We start from the raw sequence: 24,498 nt of genomic DNA on the forward strand, positions 1-24,498 counted from the left end.
CCTCACGCTGACCGAAGGAGTCTTGGTGATCTACGTCCTGATCGTCCTGCTGCTGGCCGCCCTCGCGGTCGCGGCCTATCTGCTCTGGAAGAGCAGGCAGCAGCCGACGGCACAGCCGGAGCCCGACGACTTCATCGGTGACCAGCACAAGCACGCCTCCGACCAGCTGCGCCAGCTGCGCAACGGCGACGTGGTCGAATACCTCGGCCACAACTGGTTCGTCCGCGGCCGCCTCGACTTCGACGAGGACGGTTATCGCTGGACCGAGCACATGCTCGACGACGCCGAGGGCAAGAAGTGGCTCTCGATCGAGGACGACGAGGGCTTCGAGGTCTCGCTGTGGCACGCGATCCCGCTCGGTGACATCGAGCAGGGCACCGTCGGCGACCGCGACGTCATCGTCGGCGGTGTCGCCTACCGGCTCCAGGAGAAGGGCTCGGCCGCCTTCACCGCGACCGGCGCGACCGGCACGGCGCCCTCCGGCACCGCCGAGTACGCCGACTACAAGTCCGTCGACGGCAAGCTGCTCGGCTTCGAGAAGTGGGGCAGCAACTGGGAGCCGTCCCTCGGCGAGGTGCTGCAGCCGTTCGAGCTGACGGTCTATCCCTCGACCGACCGCCCGGCGACCCTGGACGACGAGTGACGGTCCTCGACGTCCCGTTCGCGGACGTTCGTGGCGACACCCTGCGCTGGACGCTCGCGCCCGTGCGATGCACCCCGCTCGCCTCCCAGATGGTGCAGCTCCGCGAACGGCTCACGGTGACGCTGAACGTCCTCGGCGCCAGCCACCAGGTCGTCGTCCGCCGCGACGGCCGTCCGCTCCTGCACGAGACCATCGCGTGCGGCATCGCGCAGGCCTCGCCGCTGCCGAAGTCGCACGTCGAGGGCGGCTACCGCCTCGCCTCGCACATCGGGCGGATGGGACCCGAGCACCTCGCCGCGCAGGCGAGCCGGCTCGTGGACAAGCTGGACGGACGCACCGACGCGGTCGTGGCTCATTTCCCGGGTGACCCCAACGCGGTGACCGCGCTCGCCCTCGAGAAGATCGGCCCCAGCCAGATCATCTGGAACACCTGGCACACCTACCCCCAGACCGGCGAGATCGTCGCCACCATCACCAGCTACCGGCCCGAGGAGGGCACACGTGTCTGACCCGAACGGCTCCAACGGCAAGCTGATCGGCTGGGCGATCGTCGCGGTCTGCGTCGTGATCGCCCTCATCATCGCCATCTCCGTCGGCGGCGACGGGAACAGCCCCGAGAAGTACCTGCGCAAGAACTTCGACCACGTCAGCGGTTCCGACCCCGACAGCGACGCCGGCATCGTCTTCAAGGACAGCGGCACGGTGAGCTCGGTGGCCAGCAAGATCGAGCGCGGCACGAAGGCCGACGAGAACCGCAGCGAGGGTTCCAGCAACTACCTGCGCTACGACGACGACTGGCTGGTCGTCGTCGAGCCGCGCACGCCCTCGGGCTCGACGATCACGCTCTACGAGTACGACCGCGGCTACCGGCACCACAGCACCGTGATCGGCCTGTGGGGCTGGAACAGCTACTACGGCCGCAACAGCGGTAGCGGCAGCAGCAGCGGCGGATCCTTCCGCGGCGGCGGCAGCGGATTCGGCAAGTGACCACCCCCCAGACTGGAGATGTACCGATGACTGACCTCGTGAGCGGACTGCTGTCCACCGTCGCCTTCGCCGCCCTCGGGCTGGTGCTGTTGATGATCGGCTTCTACGTGATCGACCTGCTCACCCCGGGCAAGCTCGGCCGGCTGATCTTCGTGGAGCACCGCCGTGACCCGGCCCTGCTGCTCGGCTCGTCGGTGGTCGCGATCGCGACGATCGTCGGCACCTCGATCTACACCGCGGAGACGGACACGCTCCACGGCCTCGCCTCGACCGCTGCGTACGGACTGGTCGGGATCGTGCTGCTCGCGATCGCGTTCGTGGTGCTCGACCTGCTCACCCCGGGCAAGCTCGGCGAGCTGATGACCGACGACAAGGACGACCCGGCGATCTGGGTCACCGTCGCGGTGCAGCTGGCGGTCGGCGTGATCGTGGCGGCCTCGATCACGTGAGCCTGTCCTTCCCTGCGCTGCCGTCCCTGCCGGCGGGGCGAGCGGCTCGTCTGCTCGTCCTCGCGGCGGTGTTCGTCTGCGCGGCGTGCGGGCTGGTCTACGAGCTCGCGCTGGTGACGCTGGGGAGCTATCTGCTCGGCAACTCGATCGCGCAGACCTCCTTGGTGATCGCGGTGTCGATGTTCGCCATGGGCATCGGCGCGGTGCTCGCCAAGCCGCTGACCGCGCGGCCGCTGCGCGCCTTCGTGGGCGTCGAGATCGCGCTGGCCGCGGTCGGCGGCGCCTCGGTCCCGGCGCTCTACGCCTCCTTCGCCTGGCTGCACCTCTACACCCCGATGATGCTGCTGGTGACGTTCCTCATCGGTGCTCTGGTGGGCGCCGAGATCCCGCTGCTGATGGAGCTCCTGCAGCGGCTGCGGCGCCAGCAGGCCTCGCTGGCGGTCGCCGACATCAACGCTGTCGACTACGTCGGCGCGCTCATCGGCGGGCTGGCGTTCCCGTTCGTCCTGCTGCCGACGCTGGGCCTCCTGGTCGGCACCGTCGCGACGGCCGCGCTCAACGTGCTCGCCGCGTGGACGGTCGGGGTCGCACTGGCCGGATCGGGCCGCCAGCGGGCGCTGGTCACCGGGATCTGCGGCGCGCTCGCGGTCGCTCTCGGCGCGACCGCGGTCACGGCCGACGCGTTCGAGATGAACGCCCGCCAGGCGCTCTACCGCGACCCGATCATCCACGCCGAGCGCTCGGACTATCAGGAGATCGTGGTGACCCGCGGGGCTCCGTTCGGACCGGAGTACGACGACGTACGCCTCTTCCTCGACGGTGACCTGCAGTTCTCCTCGCTCGACGAGTACCGCTACCACGAGATGCTCGTCCACCCGGCGATGAACGGGACCCACCAGCGGGTGCTGATCCTCGGCGGTGGCGACGGGCTGGCGGCGCGGGAGGTGCTGCGCTACCGGTCGGTCTCCGCGGTCACCCTGGTCGATCTCGACCCCGCGGTGGTCTCGCTGGCGCGGTCCTTCGAGCCGGTCTCCTCGCTGACCTCCGGGTCGTTGCAGGACCCCCGGCTGACCTACGTCGCCGACGACGCGTTCAGCTGGGTGCGCGACTACTCCGGGGAGCCGTTCGACGTGGTCATCGCGGACTTCCCCGACCCCGACTCCACCGCGCTGGCCAAGCTCTACTCGGTCGAGAACTACAGCATGATCGCCCGGCTGCTCGCTCCTTCGGGGCGGCTGGTGGTGCAGTCGGGCAGCCCGTTCTTCGCGCCGGATGCGTTCTGGTCGGTGCGGCGCACCCTCGACGAGGCCGGCTACCGCACCACGCCCTACCAGGCCGACGTACCGTCCTTCGGCAACTGGGGCTACGTCCTCGCCTCCCGCTCGGGTTCGGCGCCGGAGCTCGCGCTCGACGATCGCGCGCCGGGCGGACTGCGCTACGCGAGCGACGCGGTTCTCGCCGCCGCCGCGTCCTTCCCACCCGACCGCGCCGAGCGGCCTACCTCGATCACCACGCTGCTCGACCCGGCGATCCTGGAGTACGCCCGCAAGGGCTGGGTCGGCTACTGATGCTCTTCCTCCTCCGGCTCGTCCGGCGCACGTCGCGCCACTCCGCCTGGGTGCTTCCGCTCGCGATCATCTGCTTCGTCTTCGTCACCGGCTGGATCGCGATGGTGATGGCCCAGCCGGGGTCGGAGATCGTGCGGCCGGACAACTACTGGTGGTGGTTCCTGGTCACCGCGACGACGGTCGGCTACGGCGACCTGTTTCCGGAGACGGCCGGCGGGCGGGTCGTCGGGGCGTACGTCGTCTTCGGCTCCATCACCACCCTCGCCATCTTGTTCAGCCGGATCTCGGCAATCATCGAGAACGCCAAAGGACGCCGCATGCGTGGAGAGATCAGCTTCAGCGGAACCAGCCACATCGTGCTGCTCGGCTACACCTCCGGCCGCACCGAGCGGCTCCTCGCGGAGCTGCTCTCCGAGCCCGAGCGGGAGGTCGTGCTCGCGACCTGGGAGGACCAGCTCACCGAGCACCCGATGGCCGGTGAGGACCGGGTCCATTTCGTACGCGGCGACCTCACCGATCTCACCGTGCTGTCCCGCACCGGCATCGGCGGTGCGCACAGCGTGCTGATCGACGCGCGCGACGACAACGAGGCGGTCACCCTGACCGTCGCCGCCAACGCGGCGTCACCGTCGGTGCACACCATCGTGGCGCTGCGGGACCTGCGCGTGCAGCGCACGATCTTCCGCGTCGACTCGACGGTCCACTGCGTGCAGTGGCACAACACCCAGCTGATCGCGGAGGAGCTCAGCGACCCCGGGATCGCCGAGGTCTACCAGGAGCTCGCCACCGCCGGCGGCAAGGGCACCTACTCGCTCACCGTGCCGGACTCCGCCGCGACCGTCACCGTCGGCACCTGGCAGTCCGCGCTCGGTCGTGCCCACGACGCCACGCTGCTCGCCGTACGCACCCCTGGCGGCACCCAGGTCAGCCCCTCCTGGGAGCTGCCGGTCGGGCCGGGGGCGCGGTTGTTCTACATCGCCTCGGACCGGCTCGAGTACGCGGAGGTCGTCGGGGCGCTGGGGTAGCTGGTGGCGGGGCAAATTCCCGCCATGGCGGGAATTTGGGCCACCCCGACGCGCCCCACGCCCCCAGACAGCGACAGAACCCCGCCATGGCGGGGTTCTGTCAGGCGCCGATGAGCCGCGGCGTACGGACTACGACTTCTTGGTCGCAGCCTTCTTCGTCGTCTTCTTGGCGGTCGACTTCTTCGCCGCAGACTTCTTCGCGGTCGACTTCTTGGCGGTCTTCTTGGCCGTCTTCTTCGTGGTCCGCTTGGCCGACTTCTTCGCCGGACCCTTGGCGCGCTTCTCGGCGAGCAGCTCGGCGGCACGCTCGGCGGTCAGCGACTCGAGGTCGTCAGCGGCACGGAGGGTGGCGTTGTATTCACCGTCGGTGACGTAGGGACCGAAACGGCCGTCCTTGACGACCATGGGCTGGCCGGAGACCGGGTCGGGGCCGAGCTCCTTCAGCGGCGGCTTGGCGGCGGCACGGCCGCGCTGCTTGGGCTGGGAGTAGATCTGCTCGGCCTCTTCGAGGGTGATCGTGAGCAGCTGCTCCTCGGAGCTCAGGGTGCGGGAGTCGGTGCCCTTCTTCAGGTAGGGACCGTAGCGACCGTTCTGGGCGGTGATCTCCTCGCCGTCGGCGGTGGTGCCGACGACGCGGGGCAGGGTCAGCAGCTTGACGGCGTCGTCGAGCGTGATGGTCTGCAGGCTCATCGACTTGAAGAGGCTGGCGGTGCGGGGCTTGGCGCCCTTCTTCGCGTCCTCGGGCAGCTGCTCGGTGACGTAGGGACCGAAGCGGCCGCTCTTGGCGACGATGGTGAGCCCGGTGTCGGGGTGAACGCCGAGGTTGAGCTCCTCGCCGGCGGGGTTGGCGAAGAGCTCCTTCGCCTTCTCCAGGGTGAGCTCGTCGGGCGGCAGGTCGTCGGGGACGTTGGCCCGGACCGCGAACGGGGTGCCGTCGTCGCCGGGGCCCTCGATGTAGGGACCGTAACGACCGACGCGGAGGTGGACGCCGGAGTCGGGGCCGGCGACCGGGAACGTCGCCAGCTCGCGGGCGTCGATGTCACCGAGACCGTCGACCAGCGGCTTGAGACCCTTGACCCGCTCGGAGCCGAAGTAGAACTCCCCGAGCTCGGTGGTCATGTCCTTGGCGCCCTTGGCGATCTCGTCGAGGATCTCCTCCATGCTCGCCGTGAACCGGTAGTCGATCTGGCGCGGGAAGTGCTCCTCGAGCAGCCGGACCACCGAGAAGGCGACCCAGGCGGGGACCAGCGCGGTGCCCTTCTTGAAGACGTAGCCGCGGTTGATGATCGTCTGGATGATGCTCGCGTAGGTCGACGGACGGCCGATCTCGCGCTCCTCCAGCTCGCGCACCAGCGTGGCCTCGGTGTAGCGGGCCGGCGGCTTGGTCTCGTGGCCGTCGGCGGTGAGGCTGGCCGCGTTGACGGTGTCGCCCTCGGACAGGTCCGGGAGCCGGGTCTGCTGGTCGTCGGAGGTCTGGTCGGCGGAGTCGGTGCCCTCGACGTACGCCTTCAGGAAGCCGTGGAAGGTGATCACCCGGCCGGTCGCGGAGAAGACCACGTCCTCGCCGGTGGTCGCCTGGGCGCCGAGGCGGATCGCGACGGAGCGGCCGACGGCGTCCTTCATCTGGGAGGCGACGGTGCGCATCCAGATGAGCTCGTAGAGACGGAACTGGTCGCCGGTCAGGCCGGTCTGCGCCGGGGTGCGGAACGAGTCGCCGGCGGGGCGGATCGCCTCGTGTGCCTCCTGCGCGTTCTTGACCTTGGAGGCGTACGTCCGGGGCGAGTCGGGCAGGTATTCGGCACCGTAGAGCTCCCTGACCTGAGCGCGGGCGGCGCTGATCGCGTCGCCGCTCAGGGTGGTGGAGTCGGTACGCATGTAGGTGATGAAGCCGTTCTCGTAGAGGCGCTGGGCGACCGACATGGTCGTCGAGGCGCTCATCCCGAGCTTGCGGCTGGCCTCCTGCTGCATCGTGGTGGTGCGGAAGGGGGCGTAGGGGCTGCGCTTGTAGGGCTTGGACTCGACGCTGCGGACCTCGTAGGTCTGCCCCTCGAGCCCGGCGACGAGCGCCTCGGCGCGGCCGCGGTCGAGGTGGACGACCTTGTCGCTCTTCAGCAGGCCGTCGGGGCCGAAGTCGGCGCCGCGGGCGATGCGGCCACCGTCGACGGAGGTGATCCGGGCCGGGAACATCCGCGGCTCGTGGTCGGAGCCGGCATCGAAGGTGCCGGCGAGGTCCCAGTAGGAGGCGGTGCGGAAGGCGATCCGCTCGCGCTCACGGTCGACGACGAGGCGGGTGGCGACGGACTGGACGCGCCCGGCGCTCAGCCGCGGCATGACCTTCTTCCAGAGCACCGGCGAGATCTCGTAGCCGTAGAGCCGGTCGAGGATGCGGCGGCTCTCCTGGGCCTCGACGAGGTCCATGTCGAGCTCGCGGGGGTTCTCCGCGGCGGCCAGGATGGCCGGCTTGGTGATCTCGTGGAAGACCATCCGCTTGACCGGGATGTCCTTCTTCGGCTTCAGCTCGTCGAGGAGGTGCCAGGCGATCGCCTCGCCCTCGCGGTCCTCATCGGTGGCGAGGTAGAGCTCGTCGGCGTCCTTGAGAAGCGACTTGAGCTTGGAGATCTGCTTCTTCTTGTCGCTGGGCACGACGTAGTAAGGAGTGAAGCCGTTGTCGACGTCGACGCCGAAGCGCCCCCACGGCTTGTCCTTGATCTTGGCGGGGGTGTCCGCCGCGCTCTGCGGAAGGTCGCGGATGTGCCCGACGGACGCCTCGACGACATACCCCTGTCCGAGGTATCCGCCGATCTTCTGCGCCTTCGCCGGGGACTCGACGATCACCAACTTGTGTGCCACTGAGGTCCTTATCTCACTGCAGCAGAGCCTGGCACCACCGACAAGCTCTGGCGAAACACGTTAGCGCGTGTCTCCAGCCGGCAAGGGTCCAGCCACCGCGGTTCATGGGCGCTGTGCTCTCGGACAACATGGCGTGTTGCCTTGGGCGCCGCGAAGACAATACCTAGCACGCTCGGGAGCGGGAGGGTGAAATCGCTGTCTCATGGTGATCCTCCCCCGGACGGCCGAAGACGGCACGTCCGAAACTGTCGGTGGTCGACCGTAGGGTGACTTTCGAGGACGGCGAGACCCATCCGAATCGAGAGGTCTCCGCTGATGATCGACACCGAATACAACGACTACCTGGGTGGCCCGACCGCGCCGCCGGAACACCTGGTCTGCTCCGAGTGCGCCCAGCTGCTCGCTCGCACCAACGCGATCCTGGAGCGCTTGGAAGCCGAGCTGACCCGGCCGACCTGGTCCGCGCCACCGACGCCGCCGCGACCCGACCACGAGATCGCCCTGGACTGGCTGGCCGCGCTGTGCGGCGGCCACGAGGCGGTCACCGCGCTGGACGCCGCACCACTGGTCGAGGACGCGCTGGACCTGCCGGTCGTCGAGGATCCGGTGGGACGTACGCAGCTGGAAGCCGTGGCCGCGCTGCTGGACGAGGTCGCGGCCGACTTCCCGGCCGAGGTCGGCTTCGCGCTGCGCCGCGCGCTGCTGCGGCTGTGGGAGATCGACCCGCTGGTCATCGACCCGCCCACCCGGCCTGCTCAGGTCGCCGCCGGGATCGTGTGGACGGTGCTGGGCGCCAACGGCCTCGCCGGGCCGGGCGGCCTGATCACGGCGACCGCGCTCAAGGAGCGGCTCGGCCTGACCAAGATGCCGACGGCCTACGGCAAGCAGCTGGCGGCCGCGCTGCGTGGCTTCTGGCCCTGGCAGACTCAGCTGCCGTGGGGCATGCGCGACCTCCCCGACCTCGAGCCGCTCGGTTACCCGGATCTGCTCGTCTCGAGCGTGCGGCGGCGCCTGGTCAGGCTGCGGGACCAGGCGTGCCTTCAGCGGGACGGAGGAACCCCTCGCTGACCAGCTCCTGCGCGATCGGCAGATAGCCGCTGCGCACGACCGCGGGGTCGCGGTCGAGGATCTGGGCGAGCGCGTCGAGGATCTGACCGACGGTCAGGTCGCCGTCGCACGCGCCCGCGAAGGCCGCCTCGATGGTGTCGGCCTGGCGGGCACGGCGCAGACCACGCTGCTGGCGCAGGATGACGGTGCTGGGGTCTTCGGCGCCGGGCTGGCCCAGCGTCTCCTGCTGGACGTCGTCGGCGAGCACCAGGACCGACTCCTCTCTCACTTCGATACGAGCAGCTTCGCCCCATGCCTGGAGCGCGGGCGCGATCGGCTGCTCGACGTCGTAGGGCCACTCGAGAAGCTCGCGCTTCGGGTCGCTCGCGCCGGTGCGGTGCAGGTTGATCCAGCCGAACCCGACGCCCTCGATCTTCTGCTCCTCGAACCACGACAGCCAGGTGTCGTATCGGGTCAGGTAGTCACCGGCGCCGTGGTGACCCGAGTCCTTGAGCCAGAGCTCGACGTACGCCGCGGGATCGAGCACCTCGCGCTGCACCACGAACGCGTCGACGTCGTCGCCGAGCCAGCCTTCGAGGCGGTCGTCCCAGGGCTGGTCCTCGGAGATGATCCAGTTGCCGAGGATCTGGCACCAGCCGCCCTCGGTGAGCATGTCGGGTGCGGCCCTGACGATGTCCTCGACCACCCGGTCGCCGGGCAGGCCCGAGTCGCGGTAGACGAGACGTTCCCCGGTGGCCGGGCTGATCACGAACGGCGGGTTGGTGGCGATCAGATCGAAGCGCTCGCCGGCGACGGGCTCGAAGAACGACCCGTCGCGCACGTCGATCCGGTCCTCGACGTCGTTGAGGGCGGCGTTGAAGGCGGTGATCCACACGGCTCGCTGGTTGACGTCGGTCGCAATCACCCGGTCGCTGTGGGTCGCGAGATGAAGAGCCTGGACGCCGCAGCCGGTGCCGAGGTCGAGAGCGGTGCCGACGTGGTCGCGGATGGTGAGCTGCGCGAGGGAGGTGGACGCTGGGCTGATGCCGAGCACGTGCTCGGGGCCGACGCGCTGCGGGCCGCCGTCGAGGCCGGGGGTGAGGTCGGAGACGACCCAGAGGGTGGTGTCGTCGGTGGCGTACGGGCGCACGTCGAGGCGCGCGGCGACCTCGCCGACCGACTGCTCCAGGATGCCCTCGACCGCGAGCCGGTCGACGAGGCCCGGGAGAGCTGCTTCGGCGTGGTCGAGCGAGACGGTCGTCTGCAGCAGGAAGAGCCGGATCAGCGTCTCCAGCGGGGAGCCCCCGTGGGTGCGGCGGCGGCCGGGCAGGGTCTCGTTGCGGCTCAGCGCGCCATGGGCGATCGGGCCGAGCAGCTCGGCGACGGAGTCGTAGGAGAAGTCGGCCTGCTGGAGGGCGTCACGGAGCCGGTGCGGGAGGTCACTCACACCTGGAGAGCCTAGGCCCTCGGCCCGGCTGCGGGTCAGCCCGCGGCCGCGCCCTCAGCGCTGGCGTGGATGTCGAAGACCTTGGCGAGGCCGGTGATCCGGAAGATCTTGAGGAGTCGCTCCTGGGTACAGACCAGGCGGAGCATGCCGTTGTGCTGGCGCACCTTCTTGAGGCCGCCCACGAGTACGCCGAGGCCGGTCGAGTCGAGGAACTCCACGGCTTCGAGGTCGACGACGATGTCGTAGTGGCCCCTCGCGACGAGCTCGGTGATCTTGTCCCTCAGCTTCGGCGCGGTATAGACGTCGATCTCGCCGCCCACGGCCACAACGGTGGCCGAGTCGAGCTCGCGAGTCGCAAGCGTCAGATCCACTTCGAAGTTCTCCTGCCAAGGAACGTGAGACAACGGACTCCGGTATCGATCATCCACCGTCCGGTACCCGGAGTCGATCGTAATGTAACCACGGCTCACCAGGATGCGCGCAAGAAACTCGCAACGTCGTGCGCCGGAAGCGGCCCCTCGAGCGTGGTGATCACCACGATTCTGGGAGAATCGTGCAGGTGTTCACCCTTCGACAGGCTCAGGACACCGCGACGTCCGCCGGTGATCTCGTACGCCGGCTCGCCGCCGTCCCGGGCCGGGAGGACCGGCTCGCCCATCTCGAGCAGGTGCCGCCGCGCGAGGCCGTCTTCGCCGACTGGCCGGAGTGGGCCTCGAGCGACGTCGTCCGAGCCTTCACGGCGCGCGGGATCGAGCGGCCGTGGCGGCATCAGGCGGTCGCCGCCGACGCTGCCCACGACGGCAGCCACGTGATCGTCTCGACGGGCACCGCGTCCGGGAAGTCGCTGGCCTACCAGCTGCCCGCGCTGACTGCCATCCGAGACGGACGGGGTCCACGTGGTGAACGCGGAGCCGGCGTCCTCTATCTCGCGCCCACCAAGGCGCTCGCCCAGGACCAGCTGACCGGGCTGCGGGAGCTCGGCGTGGACGTACGCGCGGTGACCCACGACGGCGACAGCACCCGCGAGCAACGCGACTGGACTCGCGACTTCGGCGAGTACATCCTCACCAACCCCGACATGCTGCACCGGTCGCTGCTCCCCGGCCACCAGCGCTGGACCAGCTTCTTCCGATCGCTGCGCTACGTCGTCATCGACGAGTGCCACCACTACCGCGGTGTCTTCGGGGCCCACGTCTCCCACGTCCTGCGCCGGCTGCGCCGCATCTGTGCGCTCTACGGCTCGTCTCCGACGTTCATCCTGGCCTCGGCCACGGTCGCCGAGCCGGCGATCGCCGGCGAGCGCCTCATCGGCCTGCCGGTGCTCCCGGTGACCGCCGACGCGTCGCCGCGCGGCGAGCTCTCCATCGCGCTGTGGCAGCCGCCCCTGACCTCGCACGCCGGTGAGAACGGCGCCCCCGTGCGTCGCGCCGCCTCCGCCGAGACGGCAGATCTCCTCGCCGACCTGGTCTCCTCCGACGTACGCACCCTGGCCTTCGTACGCTCCCGTGTCGGTGCCGAGCAGGTCGCCCTGACCACCGCCGCGGAGCTGGAGGAGGTCGACCCGTCGCTGCCCGGGCGGGTGGCGTCCTATCGCGGTGGCTATCTCCCCGAGGAGCGCCGAGCCATCGAGGCGTCGCTGCGGTCGGGCGAGCTGCTCGGTCTGGCGGCGACGAACGCGCTCGAGCTCGGCATCGACATCAGCGGGCTGGATGCGGTGGTGCTGGCCGGCTACCCGGGCAGGCGCTCTGCTTTCTGGCAGCAGATCGGCCGCGCCGGACGGGGTGCCGGCGACGCGCTCGGCATCCTGGTGGCACGCGACGACCCGCTGGACACCTACCTCGTCACCCATCCGGACGCTCTTCTCGGCCAGCCGGTCGAGGCCACCGTCTTCGACCCGGCGAACCCCTATGTGGTCGGACCACACCTGTGCGCCGCCGCGCAGGAGGTGCCGTTGACCGAGCCGGACCTACCGCTCTTCGGGCCGGGCGCCCGCGAGATCCTGGACAACCTGGTCGCCTCCGGACTGCTGCGCAAGCGGCCGAAGGGGTGGTACTGGACCGACCGCCGGCGGGCCGCCGACCTCGCCGACATCCGCTCCTCGGGCGGCTCACAGGTGCAGCTGATCGAGGCCGAGACCGGCCGGGTCGTCGGCACGGTCGACGCAGCGAGCTCGCACGCGAGCGCACACGCCGGGGCCGTCTACGTCCACCGCGGCGAGACCTACCTCGTGCACGAGCTCGATCTCGAAGAGCACGTCGCCGTCATCTCACGCGACGACCCCGGCTACTCCACCTCCGCCCGGGAAGTCACCGACATCTCGATCGTCGCCGAGCGCGAGCACGCCGCCTGGGGCGAGTGCCGTCTGGCGTACGGCGATGTCGACGTCAGTCACCAGGTCGTCTCCTTCCTGCGTCGGCGTCAGCCGAGCGGGGAGGTGCTGGGCGAGGAGCTTCTCGACCTCCCCGAACGTACGCTGCGCACCGCCGCGGTCTGGTGGACCGTGCCCGCCTCCGCGCTGGAGGCCGCGGGACTCGATCAGACTGACATCCCCGGCGCCGCGCACGCAGCCGAGCACTGCTCCATCGGCCTGCTGCCTCTGATCGCGACTTGCGACCGTTGGGACATCGGCGGCGTCAGCACCGCCTCCCATCCGGACACCGGCATGCTCACCGTCTTCGTCTACGACGGGCATCCCGGTGGCGCCGGTTTCTCCGAGCGCGGCTTCCGAGCAGCTCGGGAGTGGCTCGGCGCCACGCTGGAGACCATCGAGGCGTGCGAGTGCGACGACGGCTGCCCCTCCTGCGTGCAATCGCCCAAGTGCGGCAACCAGAACAACCCGCTCGACAAGCAGGGCGCCATCGTGTTGTTGCGGCTGCTGCTCCAGAAATAGGCATACCCTGGGCAGATGTTGGTCCTTGGTCTGGTGCTGATCGTCGTCGCCGCAGCTCTGATCGTTCTCGGGCTCTTCACCACCGGCAACGGTGACCTCGAAGACCCGACAGCGACGATGCTCGGTCTTCCCGTCGGCTCGACGACGATCTTCGTGATCGGTCTCGTCGCCGGTGTCCTCCTCCTCTTCGGCCTCTGGCTCACCAAGTGGGGCGGAAAGCTCCAGGCCAGGAGCATGAAGGAGAAGCGGCAGATGCGGAGGCTGACCAAGTCGCTGCAGGACGCCACCACGCCGGACTCCACGCCCGCGCCCAAGGACGAGAACACCAACTGACCAAGGCTGCTAGTCGGGCGCGGGCTCGCTGGGGCCAGCCCTCGCCTCTGCGACCGGGTCGCCTGGCTGCCCCAGCCAGCGTGGCCCGTCGACTCGCACCGTGACGGTGACGTCTTCGCCGGCGATCTCACACGACTCCAGCCTGGCACCGTTGCGGTCGGTGATCGCCTCGGCCGCACCGCACGCGTCCTCGGAGATCTGCAGCGCGTTCGCACCCGCGAGCGCGGCGAGGTCGGCCGCGGACTGGGCGGTGCGGTGGGCGACGAAGACCGCGCCCACCACACCCAGCGCCGCACCGAGGAAGAGCAGCAGCCCGATCGCACCTACCGCGAACGGCGCCGCCGACCCGCGCTCGCCTTGTTCAGCCCGAGACGCGCTCACCGCTCCCCCTCCGCGGTGCCCTGCCCCTGTCGAGGGGTCGTCTCGGTGGCGGCCACTGCTTCGCCGCGGACCGTCACCCCCGGCATCCACCTGAAGATCCCACCGGGCCCGGTGACTCGCGCCTGCGCCGAGGCGACGACCTCCTCACCACCGGCACTGACGCTCACCCGCGTCCCAGCAGGTCCGACCTGTCGCCCGCGCGCGGCTGCCGAGCCGCTGTCGTCGCCTCGAGCCACCGCCCGCGCAGTCTCCCTCGCCGCGTCGACCACCTGGATCTGGGCCGCCCCCACCGACAGCAGCCAGACCAGCCCGATGGTCACCGCGACCAGGAGCGGGATGACCATCACGAGCTCTGCGGTGGCTGCGCCACGCTCGTCCCGGGCCCCGGTCACGGCTCAGATCCCCAGCAGGCTGAGCACGTGCTGGAACAGCCGGTTGAGCAGGTCGTTGCCGAAGCCGCCGGTGAGCAGCTTGTAGAGCAGGCCGGCGAGCCCCGCACCGGCCGCGGTGCCCACCGCGTACTCCGCCGTCGTGATGCCCTTTTCGTTCTTCTGAAGCTTCAGCTTGGCCATGGTTGGTCCTCTCTGTCGATGGCCGTCGGTACGGCCGTTCATGACGACGATGACCCGCATCGCCGACATCCGCGACCGGCATTTCGTGACCTGTGGAGAACCCGATCCTGAGCTGTCCCTGTGGATGATGATCGGCCCGCTGATCAGGGAAAAAGACCGCGCCGAGGCGTCACGTACGTCGGCCGAGAGGGCAGCGGGATGCCCTCTCGGCCGACGCAGCCGACGTCTCGGCGCGGGCTCAGATGCCGAGGTTGGAGAGGAGCCCTCCGACGACGGGGACGACGCCCAGAAGCAGGAAGGCGGGGAGGAGGCAGATGCCGAGCGGGACGGCGGCCTTCACCCCGACCGCGCGGGCACGATCCTCCACCTCGGCGCGGGCGTTCCTGGTCAGGTCGTCAGCAAGACGCTCGACGGTGGTCGCGACCGGCGCTCCGGTCGCCTGAGCACGAGCCAGCGCTCGCCCCAGAGGTGCCAGGGCAGGGTCGTCCACGAGCGTGCGCCAGGTCTTCTCGGGGTCGGCTCCCAGGTGGAGTCGGGAGGCCGCGGGCAGCAGCCGCGCCGCGGCCGGGCCGGGCAGGGCGGCGGCGACCGCAACCAGCGCCTCGGCAGGCGCGGCTCCGGAAGAGAGCGCCGCGGAGAGAAGCCGAACCAGAGCTGGAAGCTCTGCCCTCGCAGCCTCGCGGTCACGCCGCACCTCTGCAGGTTCCATCCGACCGATCACCAGCCAACAGACGACTCCCGCAGGCGCCGCGAGCACCATCCCGGCGACGCCGCCGATGAAGACGTAGGCGGCCACGGCGGCGAGCAGGGCGAGGACTGGTCGCCAGCGCATCATCCAGCCACCGGGATCGCCGGCGTCGCTGCCCGACTCGATCGTGCCGGGCAGCGAGGACCTCGGCGTCGGCAGCAGTGCCGCCGCCAGGCCCATGACCGCGGCCGCGGCCGCGAGCCAGATGCTCATCGCGCCTCGACCCCGCGCGCGATGCCCTCGATCCACCACAGCCCGAGCCAGCCGAGCAGCAGTCCGACGCCGAGGCAGGCGAGGCCGACCGGCGACCCGAGGAGGAACGCCAGCGGGTCACCGCCGACGCCGCTGCCCATCGCCAGCGCGGCGACCGGCAGGGCCGCGATCAGGCGGGCGGTGGCCCGGGCGGAGCCGAGCTCGCCGTCGACGACCCGCTGGGTGGCAGCCGCAGCACGCAGGTCGAGCGCTACCCGGTCGAGCGCGTCGGCGAGCCCGCTCCCGGTCTGATGGGCGATCTGCCAGGCAGCGGCGACCACCCGGAGGGAGCCCGCCCCGGGCACCTCGGCGACCTTCCGCCAGGCCGCCGGGACGTCGGCTCCCATCCGCTGCGCCTCTGCCACCGGCTCGACCACCGGCCACTCGTCGGCCAGCTGGGACAGGGCCGGCCCGGGCGGGTGGCCCGCGGCCAGCTCGGCGGCCATCTGCTCGCAGGCCTCCACGACCCGCTCAGCCGTACGTCCCGCCCCGATCCGTTCGCAGCGGCGTCGCCACAGGGCGAACCCGCCGTAGGTTGCGATCCCGAGCAGGACAGCCGCGACGACCGCCCTGCCCGGGAAGACGATGGGGATCAGGGCGACCAGGAGGAACGACCACCGAGGGGGACGCCAGGCACGCGAGCGGGGCGCGACGGCGGAGGTCGGCGGAAACAGCAGCGCGACCGCGGTCCCGGCCAGACAGGCGACGATGCCGAGAAGACCTCCGCTCATCGGTCTGCCCCCAGCAGCGCGTCCAGCCGAGCCGACGCCGGCCCGGCGACCACCTCGCCGTCGGCGGTGACAGAACAGGCCGCCTCCATCCGGACCAGCCCGTCGGCCCCGCGCAGCGGGACCGCGACCTCGGTCAGCACCCGTCGGCCGTCCCGCCGCCGCAGGTGCACGACCACATCCACCCCGGAGGCGAACTGGCTGTGCGCCGCCTCCCGGCCGAGACCGGCCGCGAGGGCCAGCGCCTCGACCCGCGCAGGGACGTCGGCGGCGGAGTTGGCGTGGAGGGTGCCGCAGCCGCCCTCGTGGCCGGTGTTGAGCGCCGCGAGCAGGTCGACGACCTCGGCACCGCGCACCTCACCCACGACCAGCCGGTCGGGACGCATCCTGAGCGCCTGCCGGACCAGCGTGTGGAGCTCGACCGCGCCCGCCGCCTCGATGTTGGCCGGACGCGCTTCGAGACCGACAACGTGCGGATGGTCGGGCCGCAGCTCGGAGGCGTCCTCGACCAGCACCAGCCGCTCCTCAGGCGGGACCAGCGACAGCAGCGAGGCCAACAGCGTGGTCTTCCCGGTGCCGGTGCCACCGGAGACCAGGAACGCAGACCGCGCCAGCACCAGCCGCCGCAGGAGCTCCGCCACCGCCGGCACGACCATCCCGGAGGCCTCGAGCTCATCGAGCGTGAAGGCCCGCGCCGAGGGGACCCGCAACGAGATCACCGTGCCCGGTCGCGCCAGCGGTGCGAGCACCGCGTGGAACCGGCTGCCGTCACTCAGCCGCAGGTCGACGTAGGGCGAGGCATCGTCGAGTCGCCGCCCGGCACCAGCAGCCAGCCGTTGGGCCAGCCGCCGGACCGCGTCGTCGTCAGGGAAGGCCACCGGAGCCGGCTCCAGCCCGGAGCCGCGGTCGATGAAGACCTGCTCGGGTCCGTTGACGAGCACGTCCGTCACCCCGGGCAGCCGCAGCAGCGGCTCCAGCGGGCCCGCGCCGACCACGTCGCGACGTAGCATCTCGAACACCCCGAGCACGGTCGCGTCACCGACGATCCGGCCCTCGGCACGCAGCGCCTCCTGCACCCGGTGGGGTGTGAGCTCCCCCGGCGTACGCGCGAGGTGGTCCCGGACCAGGTCGACGACCTGGGGCGCGACATCGACGGCGCCGATCATGCCGCCATCACCCCGACCCGAACCTTGCAGCGGGCCAGCACCTCGGCAGCCGCGCGCGCCAGCGGCGCCCGCTTCGACCGGATCGGCCCGAGACCGAGGTCGATGGCCTCGGCCAGCCCTCGCTGGTCGGACATCGAAGCGACGACCGGGAGACCGAGCGCACGCCCGACCGCCTCCGGCTCGGCAGCGCGGCCACGCACGACGACCCGGACCCGATCCCGCTCGGGGAGCCGCGAGATCAGCCGGGCGGCCGAGGCGGTGCCGGTCACGTCGGCCCGGACCACGACCAGGACGACGTCGCACCCCGTCAGCATTGCCTCGGCGGAAGCGTCGGACTCACGCGGCAGGTCGACCACGACGAGGTCATGCCCGCGCCTGGCCGCAGCGAGTACCTCGCGCACGACCTCCGGTCGTGGCAGCGCCCCGTCGCCGCTCGGCCAGCCCAGCACGCCCAGCGACCCGATGTGCGGCACCGCCTCCCGCAACGCCCGCGCCCCCAGCCGGCCGGCGGTCTGCCCGAGATCGCCCCAGCTCACTCCGGGAACCTCCTCGAGCGCGAGCACCCGCCCGGCTCCGGGGCCGAGACGGTCCGCGTCGACCAGGAGCGTCGGGCCGCGGTCGGCCCCCAGACTGGCCAGCGCAGCGGCGTACGTCGTCGCTCCGGCTCCACCCGAGCCGGCCACCACGCCCACGACCAGGCCGTCGCCTCCCCCGCCGTCGCCGATGTCGGCGAGCAGCCCGGCGACGACCGCCTCGGCCGACGGCAGCTCGAGCATCGTCTCGGCACCGACCTCGAGCGCCGCCCGCAGCAGCGGTTCGCCGGTCGTCCCCCAGCCCACGACGTAGACGTCGTCGCGGCGGGGTGGTCGCAACGAGGCGACCTCCGCCAGCAGGTCGGCGCCGACGAGTATCAACGGTGGTCTCTGCCATCGGCGCAACGCGCCGGCGGCGTCGGTGCACTCCTCGATGGTGATGCCCGAGGCAGCAGCCAGGCGGGCCGCCTCAGCGACGAGCAACGAGTCAGCGGTGATGACGAGAGGTTCCGAGGTCATGACAGCAGGATCCGCCGCACGACCGACAATTCCACCCGTAAATGCGGAGCCTGTGGATAACCGCGTCCCGAACCCACCCTGTGGACGGTGATCGGCCCGCCCAACGGCCGTCTACGATGAGCGCATGACACGCATCGCTGCGTTCTTCGACCTCGACAAGACGATCATCGCGAGGTCGAGCACGCTTGCGTTCTCCAAGCACTTCCAGGCCGGCGGCCTGATCACCCGCGCGGCCATGATCCGCTCGGCCTACACGCAGTTCGTCTACGTCGTCGGCGGCGCCGACCACGACCAGATGGAGAAGATGCGCAAGGCGCTCTCCGAGATGGTCACCGGGTGGAACGTCGCCACGGTCAAGGAGATCGTCGCCGACACCCTCCACAACGTGGTCGACCCGCTCGTCTACGAAGAGGCCGTGCAGCTCATCGAGCAGCACCACGCCCAGGGCCACGACGTCATCATCGTCTCGGCCTCGGGCACCGAGCTGGTCGAGCCCATCGGCGAGATGCTGGGCGCCGACCACGTGGTCGCCACGCAGATGGAGATCGAGGACGGCCGCTACACCGGCGAGATCGCGCTCTACGCCTACCGCGAGGAGAAGGCACGCGCGGTGAAGCAGCTGGCCGAGCGGTTCGGCTACGACCTGGAGAAGTCGTACGCCTACTCCGACTCGATCACCGACACCCCCATGCTGGAGGAGGTCGGCCACGCGTTCGCGGTCAATCCCGACAAGGACCTCCGCATGGTCGCCAAGGAGCGCGGCTGGGAGATCCTGGTCTTCAACAAGCCGGTCGCGCTGCGCAGCCGGGTGCTCTCCCCGTCCACGCCGACCCTCGCCGCGCTGGCCGTCGGGGGCGCCGTCGCGATCGCCGGCGGGGTCATCTGGGCCGGCACGAAGCGTCGCCCTCGCGGCGCCTGACCCGGTTCTGCAGGGGAGTCATGATCCTCCTCATGCTGCAGAAATTCCAGCCTTGAATCTGCCCGATAATCGGCGTAGAAACGATCACGTAACAAGACGTACACGAGACCAGGCACCCACGCGGCGATCCACCCATCTGATGGGGTGCTGTAGCCGGGGAGAAATCCCGACGCAGTGACCAGACCTTGCACGCTTGGTAACCAGAAGGCCTCGTGGACACGGTGGCATCCGGTGCTCACAACCCACCGGGTGCCACCACCTTTTCTGACGCCTACTCGGCGGCGTCCAGGCGTAGCGGCGACGCCTCGGCCCCGGCGGCGTACGCCTCGGCCGCATAGAGCAGCCACGAGTGCGCCCCCGCCTGCCCGCCCTCGCGGAAGCCGCGCAGGTTGGACTCGTAGGCGGCCCGCAGCGCCAGATGGCCGGCCTCCGGCACGACCAGCGACTTCTCGTCCACCCCGCGCGCGACGAGAACGAGCCGCTCTGCGGCACGCGCGACCAGTCCGTTGTGGGACGCGAACGGCGCGGCGGTCGCCAGATCGGCGTGCACGAAGGCCGCCACCACCAGCGCCGGCGCGGTCGTCGGCGCGAGCAGCAGGTCGGAGAGGCGCCGCAGCCGTTCGGCGGCCGCCGCGGAGCGAGGCCGTCCGAGCTCGTCGGCCTCCAACGACGCGCCTGCCGCCAGCGCGTGCATCCGTGCGAACGCCTGCAACGGCGCCTGCTTCACCACCGGCACCAGCGCGAGCAGCTCGGTCGAGAGCCGCACCGCGTCCTGCGCGACCTGGTCACCACCGGAGGTCCGCACCTCGCCCAGCGACGACCCGGAACCCTCCAGGACGGCCGACGCGTGCGCCCCGCGCAACAACGACTCGGCGGTGGTCTCCGGGGACGTACGCCGCAGTCCCCGGTCACGCAGCATCACGTCGATGCCGTCACGGGCTGCGGCGAAGCCCGAGGCCACACCTTCGAGCGACACCAACCGGGCAAGCGGATCGTCCTTCACGCGTCAACCTTATGGCCAGATCCGCCGATCACCGATGTCGCGAGCGTCACGAGACGGGTGTGATGGCAAGGCGGCGCCGCGAAGGCATACCGGTTGTCTGATGAGCGGCGGCAACGCAGCCAGCGCGCCCGTATCGTGGCGCGCAGCAGGCGGGGATCGGCGGATTTGGCCATCACGCGGGTTACCCTGACCGAGATGACGGACCCAGCCAACCCCGACCCGGCACGCTCCTTCGGAGCCGTGGCGGACAGCTATGACCGCGGGCGCCCGTCCTACCCGGCCGATGCTGTGAAGTGGCTGGTCGGCGAGGAGCCGTGCTCGGTCCTCGAGCTCGGCGCCGGCACCGGCAAGCTCACCGAGGTGCTCGTCGGACTGGGCCATGAGGTCTTCGCGACCGACCCCGACGACGCGATGCTCGACATCCTCTCCGGGAAGCTCCCCGACGTCCGCGCGACCAGCGGCACGGCCGAGCAGATCCCGACCGGCGACAGCCTCTACGACGTGGTCATCGTCGGGCAGGCGTTCCACTGGTTCGACCACGACAAGGCGATCGCGGAGATCGGTCGCGTGCTGCGCACCGGCGGCCGGCTCGCGGTGATCCAGAACGAGCGCGACGAGCGCATCCCGTGGGTGCGCAAGCTCGGCCGGCTGATCGGCAAGCAGGACAGCGGGTACGACCCGACCTCGATCCTCGACGACTCCGGTCTCTTCTCGGCGGTCGAGGCGCGCACCTTCCGCCACTGGCAGGTCGTCGACCGCCACTCGATCCAGGACCTGGTCATCTCCCGCTCCAACATCGCGACCCTCGACCCGGAGGCCCAGGAGCAGAAGCGGCGCGAGGTGCTGGCCTTCTACGACGGCTACGGCCGCGGCATGGACGGCATGCAGCTGCCCTACAACTGCCGGGCCTGGCACGCGCAGGTGCTCCCGCACGCGCAGGTGGCCTCGACAGGCTCGGCCACCGGTGCGCACGAGGCCGACGAGACCGACGACCAGCAGCGCGCGTCGGTGCCGCTGGCCAAGCGCACCGACACGGCCGTACGCCTCCCCCGGGTCGTCACCGACCCCGAGAACGGCGACGACGACCTGCTCATCGACTTCCGGTGAGCGGGTCCCCGGGGCGCGTGGTGAGGCTGTCGCGCTGGGGATCCATCAGGTCGAAGCTCTGGATCACCCAGAAGATCGTGAAGCAGACCAGCAGCGAGACCTCGGTGGCCAGGAGCCAGTAGGTCCATCCGGCCAGACCGAGCGCGATGCCGGCGACCAGCAGCACCGCCATCGCCGCGACCAGCGCCCAGTAGGTCCGGTCCAGCCGCGTACGCGCCTTGTCGGCCTCGCGCGCGATCTTCCGTACGCCCCAGTCGGTGTTGAGCACCACCCCGAGCGCGAACGGCGCGAAGGTGAACACCGCGGCGAGGCCGTGCGCCTTCGTCGCGAAGCTGTCCTGGTCGATCAGCAGCCAGCCGACGCCCACGACCCACGCCGCGGCGACCGAGGCCAGCCCGATGGCGGCCCACCGCGAGGGCCAGGCACCGGCGACCGCGCGCTTTCGAAGACCGAAGATCAGCACCACGACCCACCCGATCGCCATCACCGCCAGATAGCTCCAGGCGTTGTTGACGATGGCCGCCTTGTCGATCTGCTCCCCCACCTCCGGGGTCGGCACGAAGCCCACCATCGGAGCCGAGAGCCCGGCGAGGTTGAAGACGGTGTCCTCTGCGTCCGTGTAGCCGCGCAGCACCACCAGGCACACGCCCATCGCGCACAGCACGGCGGTGAAGACCGGTCCGGCCGAGGTGTAGTAATAGGACGAGATCGACGTCTGGAACTCCCTGCTGGAGATGGTCTCGGCGGTCACCGAGATCGCCAGCCCGGCGAGCAGACAGCACAGAGCGAAACGGACATAGCGGTACGTCGTCACCTCGGTCGTCATGGTTGTCGAAGGTAGCGGGATCCCGCCATCGGTGGGCACTCATCCGCCAGCGCGTCCGAGACCCGCTCCCGACGGCTTTTCGCACAGGAAGATGACGATCACGTGAAATCCTCCGTTTCCGGCCGAGGACCTCTTGGGGCGGGACTACGGACGCATTAGCGTCCGAGCGAAGCGACGCTGCGCATCGCCGTCACAGCCATCACCCGCGCTCGGGCCAGCCCTTGCGGAAAGCGAGGTCGACATGTCTTTGTTGGCATACCCTTCGACAGGCTCAGGACACCGCCTCGAGGACGGCCCGTCCGTCCTCTCCCTGTACGAAGGCTTCTTCGCCGGCGGCGCCCGGATCCTGCACACCGCAGTCGTCCGCGCGCTCGACGCCACCACGCCTCAGCGCCACAGCGTGCTCAGCCTGAGCGACCGTGTGCAGCGCGAGTTCACCGCCCAGCGGATCTCCTCCGACAACTCCTACCGCCGCCTGACCGCCGCCGGCGTACCCGTCAGAGCCTTGAGACGTATGCCGACAGGACCCGTCACCACCAGCCAGCTCAAGCGGGTGGCGCAGTCGGTTGCCAAAGCCGACGTGGTGCTGTCACTCAAGGAGCAGCCACTCACGGTGCTGGGCAAGGTCGGCACCTCCGGGACCCCGCTGATCGCCTGCCTGCACCGCTCCGACCCCGAGCACCAGGGCGCCGGCGTGCAGGAGCTGGTCGAGCTCGACCGGGCCGGGCTCCTCACCGCGGCGGTCTGCTGCGCGGTCTCGACCCAGCGGGCCTACCACGAGGCGACCGGGATCCCGCTGGAGCGGCTGCCGGTCCTCCCCAACGGCGTCGACCTCTACAAGTTCCGCACCGACGCCGCCCTGCGTGCCGGCAAGCGCGCCGAGCTCGGCGTCGTCGGCGACGCACCCGTGGTGATGATCGCCGCCCGCTTCGACGCGATGAAGAACATCCCGCTCTTCGTCCGTTCCGCCCGCCGCTTCGTCCGCGAGCATCCCGACGCGCACCTCGTCATGTGCGGCGCCGGCATGACCGCCGACAACCCGGCCTTCGCGGCGCTGGTCGCCGAGGAGCTCGGCACCTGGCCGGCGCTGGAGACCAACCTGCACGCGCTCGGCATCCAGAGCCAGATGGCTCCGCTCTACAACGCCGCCGACCTGATCACGCTGACCTCGGCGTTCGGCGAGGCCGCCCCGCTGTGCCTGCTCGAGGGCATGGCCTGCGGCGCGGTGCCGGTGACCACCCCGGTCGGCGACGCCGCGGCGATGGTCGGCGACCCGCGCCTGGTCGCGAGCTTCGACCCGGCTGAGACCGCCGAGTCCTGGAAGGCCGCTTTCGCCCAGCGCGAGGAGCACTTCGAACGGATCTTCCGCAACCGGCAACGCCTCTCCGAGCAGCGGCTCTTCGATGCGTACGCACGGCTGATCAGCGACTCCGCCGCCTCGGCGGAGATCCCGATGGCGGTCTGACCGACCCCGCTGGTCGAGCCCGGCGAGCGCCAGCGGCCGGTGTCTCCGGCGGCTCGACCAGCGGGTTCAGTAGATGTTCACGTCGTAGGCGTTGAGCGCTTCACGGATCGGCTGGAAGAAGGTGGTGCCGCCAGAGGAGCAGTTGCCGCTGCCGCCGGAGGTGATCCCCAGGGCGGTCGAGCCGGCGTAGAGCGGGCCACCGGAGTCTCCGGACTCCGCGCAGATGTTGGTCTTGATCATCCCCCGGACGGTGCCGGCGCCCCGGTAGCGCACGGAGACGTTGAGCGCCTCGACCTTCCCGGAGTGGACCCCGGTCGAGGAGCCGTCGCGAGTGACGCGCTGGCCGACCCGCGCATCACCGACGGAGTAACCGCCGGGGTGGGTCAGGGAGGTGTTGCCGTAGCGCACCAGGGCGTAGTCGTTGCCGGGGAAGCTCGACTTCACGGTGCGGCCGATGCGGGTGGTCTCCCCGGAGTTGGTGTACCAGGTCGACACGTCCTCGGCGCAGTGGCCGGCGGTCAGGAAGTAGTGGTTGCCCCCGCTGCGTACGTTGAAGCCGAGGGAGCAGCGGTAGCCCGAGCCGTAGATCGCGTCGCCGGGGCCGATGAACGGCTTGAACTCGCCGGGCGCCCGCTCCAGCTCGATCGCGTCGGCAGCGGCGCCGACGGCCTCGGTCAGCCTGCTCAGCGCGGAGTCGGTGACCGTCGAGTCCGCGGTCACGACGACCTTGCCGGTGGCCTCGTCGGTGTACCAGGCGATGCCGGACAGGTCCGCCCTCTGCACCACGGTGTCGACCGCCGAGTAGGCGGCTGCGAGCACCTTCGCGCTGGCCTGCGGACCGGCCTGCTCCGGTGGCGGCGCGGCCGACGCCGGCGCGGCCATGGCGGTCGCCGCCAAGGCCAGACCCGCGGCTGCCGCGAGAAGACGGTTGCGTGACCTGGTGAACCTCATCCGTTCCTCCTGGGACCCAGGCGCCCGCCCCGGTAGCGCGCGCCGAGTGCCCGACCACCGCGATGTGCCCGAACACGATCCCTGCGAGT

The 24,498-nt window shown here is 70.7% G+C and carries 25 protein-coding genes; 12 read left to right on the plus strand and 13 right to left on the minus strand.

Going from position 1 to position 24,498, the window contains the following annotated elements:
* Window positions 1-25 precede the first annotated feature (25 nt).
* Genes IEY81_RS05835 through IEY81_RS05860 form a run of 6 tightly spaced genes read left to right on the plus strand, consistent with a single transcriptional unit; the run spans window position 26 to window position 4,672 of the window.
* Window positions 26-643 carry a DUF4178 domain-containing protein gene (locus tag IEY81_RS05835; RefSeq protein WP_189117513.1) on the plus strand — a complete coding sequence of 206 codons (618 nt, stop codon included), beginning with the start codon at window positions 26-28 and terminating at the stop codon, window positions 641-643.
* Window positions 640-1,152, plus strand: coding sequence for a DUF2617 family protein (locus IEY81_RS05840; protein WP_189117514.1), 513 nt, complete (start codon window positions 640-642; stop codon window positions 1,150-1,152). Before IEY81_RS05835 ends, IEY81_RS05840 begins: the two co-directional genes overlap by 4 nt.
* The gene (locus tag IEY81_RS05845; RefSeq protein ID WP_189117515.1) at window positions 1,145-1,630 is read left to right on the plus strand and encodes a DUF4247 domain-containing protein; all 486 of its coding nucleotides are present in this window, start codon (window positions 1,145-1,147) and stop codon (window positions 1,628-1,630) included. Before IEY81_RS05840 ends, IEY81_RS05845 begins: the two co-directional genes overlap by 8 nt.
* 26 nt (window positions 1,631-1,656) lie before the next feature.
* Entirely contained in the window at window positions 1,657-2,079 is a 423-nt protein-coding gene (locus IEY81_RS05850; RefSeq protein WP_189117516.1) for a DUF350 domain-containing protein, read from the plus strand.
* Window positions 2,076-3,647, plus strand: a complete 1,572-nt coding sequence (locus IEY81_RS05855; RefSeq protein WP_189117517.1) for a polyamine aminopropyltransferase — start codon at window positions 2,076-2,078, stop codon at window positions 3,645-3,647. Before IEY81_RS05850 ends, IEY81_RS05855 begins: the two co-directional genes overlap by 4 nt.
* Window positions 3,647-4,672, plus strand: a complete 1,026-nt coding sequence (locus IEY81_RS05860; protein WP_189117518.1) for an ion channel — start codon at window positions 3,647-3,649, stop codon at window positions 4,670-4,672. Before IEY81_RS05855 ends, IEY81_RS05860 begins: the two co-directional genes overlap by 1 nt.
* Before the next feature lie 129 nt (window positions 4,673-4,801).
* Here the strand turns inward: IEY81_RS05860 and topA are convergent, their stop codons facing one another.
* A complete protein-coding gene (gene topA, locus IEY81_RS05865; RefSeq protein ID WP_189117519.1) occupies window positions 4,802-7,522 on the minus strand; it encodes a type I DNA topoisomerase in 2,721 nt (906 codons plus the stop codon).
* Window positions 7,523-7,837: 315 nt separating this feature from the next.
* Here topA and IEY81_RS05870 point away from each other — a divergent pair, with 315 nt between their 5' ends.
* The gene (locus IEY81_RS05870) at window positions 7,838-8,590 is read left to right on the plus strand and encodes a hypothetical protein (RefSeq protein WP_189117520.1); all 753 of its coding nucleotides are present in this window, start codon (window positions 7,838-7,840) and stop codon (window positions 8,588-8,590) included.
* Here the strand turns inward: IEY81_RS05870 and IEY81_RS05875 are convergent.
* Both IEY81_RS05875 and IEY81_RS05880 read right to left on the minus strand, forming a co-directional pair.
* The gene (locus IEY81_RS05875) at window positions 8,538-10,016 is read right to left on the minus strand and encodes a DUF7059 domain-containing protein (protein ID WP_189117521.1); all 1,479 of its coding nucleotides are present in this window, start codon (window positions 10,014-10,016) and stop codon (window positions 8,538-8,540) included. The genes IEY81_RS05870 and IEY81_RS05875 overlap by 53 nt on opposite strands.
* Before the next feature lie 35 nt (window positions 10,017-10,051).
* On the minus strand, window positions 10,052-10,387 hold the full coding sequence (locus IEY81_RS05880; RefSeq protein WP_189117522.1) for an anti-sigma factor antagonist: 336 nt from the start codon (window positions 10,385-10,387) through the stop codon (window positions 10,052-10,054).
* Window positions 10,388-10,575: 188 nt separating this feature from the next.
* Here IEY81_RS05880 and sftH point away from each other — a divergent pair, with 188 nt between their 5' ends.
* The gene (sftH, locus tag IEY81_RS05885; RefSeq protein ID WP_189117523.1) at window positions 10,576-12,906 is read left to right on the plus strand and encodes a DEAD/DEAH box helicase; all 2,331 of its coding nucleotides are present in this window, start codon (window positions 10,576-10,578) and stop codon (window positions 12,904-12,906) included.
* A 15-nt stretch (window positions 12,907-12,921) separates the two neighbouring features.
* Window positions 12,922-13,239, plus strand: a complete 318-nt coding sequence (locus IEY81_RS05890; protein WP_189117524.1) for a hypothetical protein — start codon at window positions 12,922-12,924, stop codon at window positions 13,237-13,239.
* Window positions 13,240-13,248: 9 nt separating this feature from the next.
* Here the strand turns inward: IEY81_RS05890 and IEY81_RS05895 are convergent, their stop codons facing one another.
* The 7 genes from IEY81_RS05895 to ssd all read right to left on the minus strand — a co-directional run bounded on the left by IEY81_RS05895 (window position 13,249) and on the right by ssd (window position 18,138).
* Window positions 13,249-13,620, minus strand: a complete 372-nt coding sequence (locus tag IEY81_RS05895; RefSeq protein ID WP_189117525.1) for an Rv3654c family TadE-like protein — start codon at window positions 13,618-13,620, stop codon at window positions 13,249-13,251.
* Complete coding sequence (locus IEY81_RS05900) at window positions 13,617-14,012, minus strand: TadE family protein (RefSeq protein ID WP_189117526.1); 396 nt, start codon at window positions 14,010-14,012, stop codon at window positions 13,617-13,619. The genes IEY81_RS05895 and IEY81_RS05900 overlap by 4 nt, the downstream gene beginning before the upstream one ends.
* Before the next feature lie 3 nt (window positions 14,013-14,015).
* Complete coding sequence (locus tag IEY81_RS05905; protein ID WP_189117527.1) at window positions 14,016-14,192, minus strand: DUF4244 domain-containing protein; 177 nt, start codon at window positions 14,190-14,192, stop codon at window positions 14,016-14,018.
* A gap of 238 nt (window positions 14,193-14,430) precedes the next feature.
* Complete coding sequence (locus tag IEY81_RS05910; protein WP_189117528.1) at window positions 14,431-15,153, minus strand: type II secretion system F family protein; 723 nt, start codon at window positions 15,151-15,153, stop codon at window positions 14,431-14,433.
* A complete protein-coding gene (locus IEY81_RS05915; RefSeq protein ID WP_189117529.1) occupies window positions 15,150-15,923 on the minus strand; it encodes a type II secretion system F family protein in 774 nt (257 codons plus the stop codon). The genes IEY81_RS05910 and IEY81_RS05915 overlap by 4 nt, the downstream gene beginning before the upstream one ends.
* Window positions 15,920-17,086: a TadA family conjugal transfer-associated ATPase gene (locus IEY81_RS05920; protein ID WP_189117530.1), complete on the minus strand. Its 1,167-nt coding sequence runs from the start codon at window positions 17,084-17,086 to the stop codon at window positions 15,920-15,922. Before IEY81_RS05920 ends, IEY81_RS05915 begins: the two co-directional genes overlap by 4 nt.
* A complete protein-coding gene (gene ssd / locus IEY81_RS05925) occupies window positions 17,083-18,138 on the minus strand; it encodes a septum site-determining protein Ssd (RefSeq protein ID WP_189117531.1) in 1,056 nt (351 codons plus the stop codon). The genes IEY81_RS05920 and ssd overlap by 4 nt, the downstream gene beginning before the upstream one ends.
* 124 nt (window positions 18,139-18,262) lie before the next feature.
* On the opposite strand from ssd, the gene IEY81_RS05930 reads away from it, so the two are divergent.
* On the plus strand, window positions 18,263-19,057 hold the full coding sequence (locus IEY81_RS05930; RefSeq protein WP_189117532.1) for an HAD family hydrolase: 795 nt from the start codon (window positions 18,263-18,265) through the stop codon (window positions 19,055-19,057).
* A 271-nt stretch (window positions 19,058-19,328) separates the two neighbouring features.
* Here IEY81_RS05930 and IEY81_RS05935 read toward each other — a convergent pair whose 3' ends face one another.
* Window positions 19,329-20,060 (minus strand): Fic family protein, encoded by a 732-nt coding sequence (locus IEY81_RS05935; protein ID WP_189117533.1) that lies wholly within the window; start codon window positions 20,058-20,060, stop codon window positions 19,329-19,331.
* Window positions 20,061-20,255: 195 nt separating this feature from the next.
* Between IEY81_RS05935 and IEY81_RS05940 the strand changes: the two genes are divergently transcribed.
* Window positions 20,256-21,167 (plus strand): class I SAM-dependent methyltransferase, encoded by a 912-nt coding sequence (locus tag IEY81_RS05940; RefSeq protein ID WP_229787404.1) that lies wholly within the window; start codon window positions 20,256-20,258, stop codon window positions 21,165-21,167.
* Here the strand turns inward: IEY81_RS05940 and IEY81_RS05945 are convergent.
* Window positions 21,151-21,993 (minus strand): hypothetical protein, encoded by an 843-nt coding sequence (locus tag IEY81_RS05945; RefSeq protein ID WP_189117534.1) that lies wholly within the window; start codon window positions 21,991-21,993, stop codon window positions 21,151-21,153. The two genes, IEY81_RS05940 and IEY81_RS05945, sit on opposite strands and share 17 nt — an antisense overlap.
* Window positions 21,994-22,234: 241 nt before the next feature.
* Between IEY81_RS05945 and IEY81_RS05950 the strand changes: the two genes are divergently transcribed.
* Complete coding sequence (locus IEY81_RS05950) at window positions 22,235-23,458, plus strand: glycosyltransferase (protein WP_189117535.1); 1,224 nt, start codon at window positions 22,235-22,237, stop codon at window positions 23,456-23,458.
* 66 nt (window positions 23,459-23,524) lie between these two features.
* Here the strand turns inward: IEY81_RS05950 and IEY81_RS05955 are convergent, their stop codons facing one another.
* A complete protein-coding gene (locus IEY81_RS05955; protein ID WP_189117536.1) occupies window positions 23,525-24,409 on the minus strand; it encodes a S1 family peptidase in 885 nt (294 codons plus the stop codon).
* Window positions 24,410-24,498: the final 89 nt, after the last annotated feature.

This window comes from Nocardioides luteus (genome assembly GCF_014648595.1).
Classification (GTDB): Bacteria; Actinomycetota; Actinomycetes; order Propionibacteriales; family Nocardioidaceae; genus Nocardioides; species Nocardioides luteus.

Bases quoted from the DNA above. Each gene is read 5' to 3' on its own strand.
- IEY81_RS05905 (WP_189117527.1), bottom strand. From the start codon at position 14,192: ATGGCCAAGCTGAAGCTTCAGAAGAACGAAAAGGGCATCACGACGGCG.
- IEY81_RS05940 (WP_229787404.1), top strand. From the start codon at position 20,256: ATGACGGACCCAGCCAACCCCGACCCGGCACGCTCCTTCGGAGCCGTG.
- ssd (WP_189117531.1), bottom strand. From the start codon at position 18,138: ATGACCTCGGAACCTCTCGTCATCACCGCTGACTCGTTGCTCGTCGCT.
- IEY81_RS05915 (WP_189117529.1), bottom strand. From the start codon at position 15,923: ATGAGCGGAGGTCTTCTCGGCATCGTCGCCTGTCTGGCCGGGACCGCG.
- IEY81_RS05950 (WP_189117535.1), top strand. From the start codon at position 22,235: ATGTCTTTGTTGGCATACCCTTCGACAGGCTCAGGACACCGCCTCGAG.
- IEY81_RS05945 (WP_189117534.1), bottom strand. From the start codon at position 21,993: ATGACGACCGAGGTGACGACGTACCGCTATGTCCGTTTCGCTCTGTGC.
- IEY81_RS05920 (WP_189117530.1), bottom strand. From the start codon at position 17,086: ATGATCGGCGCCGTCGATGTCGCGCCCCAGGTCGTCGACCTGGTCCGG.
- IEY81_RS05870 (WP_189117520.1), top strand. From the start codon at position 7,838: ATGATCGACACCGAATACAACGACTACCTGGGTGGCCCGACCGCGCCG.
- IEY81_RS05860 (WP_189117518.1), top strand. From the start codon at position 3,647: ATGCTCTTCCTCCTCCGGCTCGTCCGGCGCACGTCGCGCCACTCCGCC.
- IEY81_RS05890 (WP_189117524.1), top strand. From the start codon at position 12,922: ATGTTGGTCCTTGGTCTGGTGCTGATCGTCGTCGCCGCAGCTCTGATC.
- IEY81_RS05955 (WP_189117536.1), bottom strand. From the start codon at position 24,409: ATGAGGTTCACCAGGTCACGCAACCGTCTTCTCGCGGCAGCCGCGGGT.
- IEY81_RS05930 (WP_189117532.1), top strand. From the start codon at position 18,263: ATGACACGCATCGCTGCGTTCTTCGACCTCGACAAGACGATCATCGCG.
- IEY81_RS05850 (WP_189117516.1), top strand. From the start codon at position 1,657: ATGACTGACCTCGTGAGCGGACTGCTGTCCACCGTCGCCTTCGCCGCC.
- IEY81_RS05910 (WP_189117528.1), bottom strand. From the start codon at position 15,153: ATGAGCATCTGGCTCGCGGCCGCGGCCGCGGTCATGGGCCTGGCGGCG.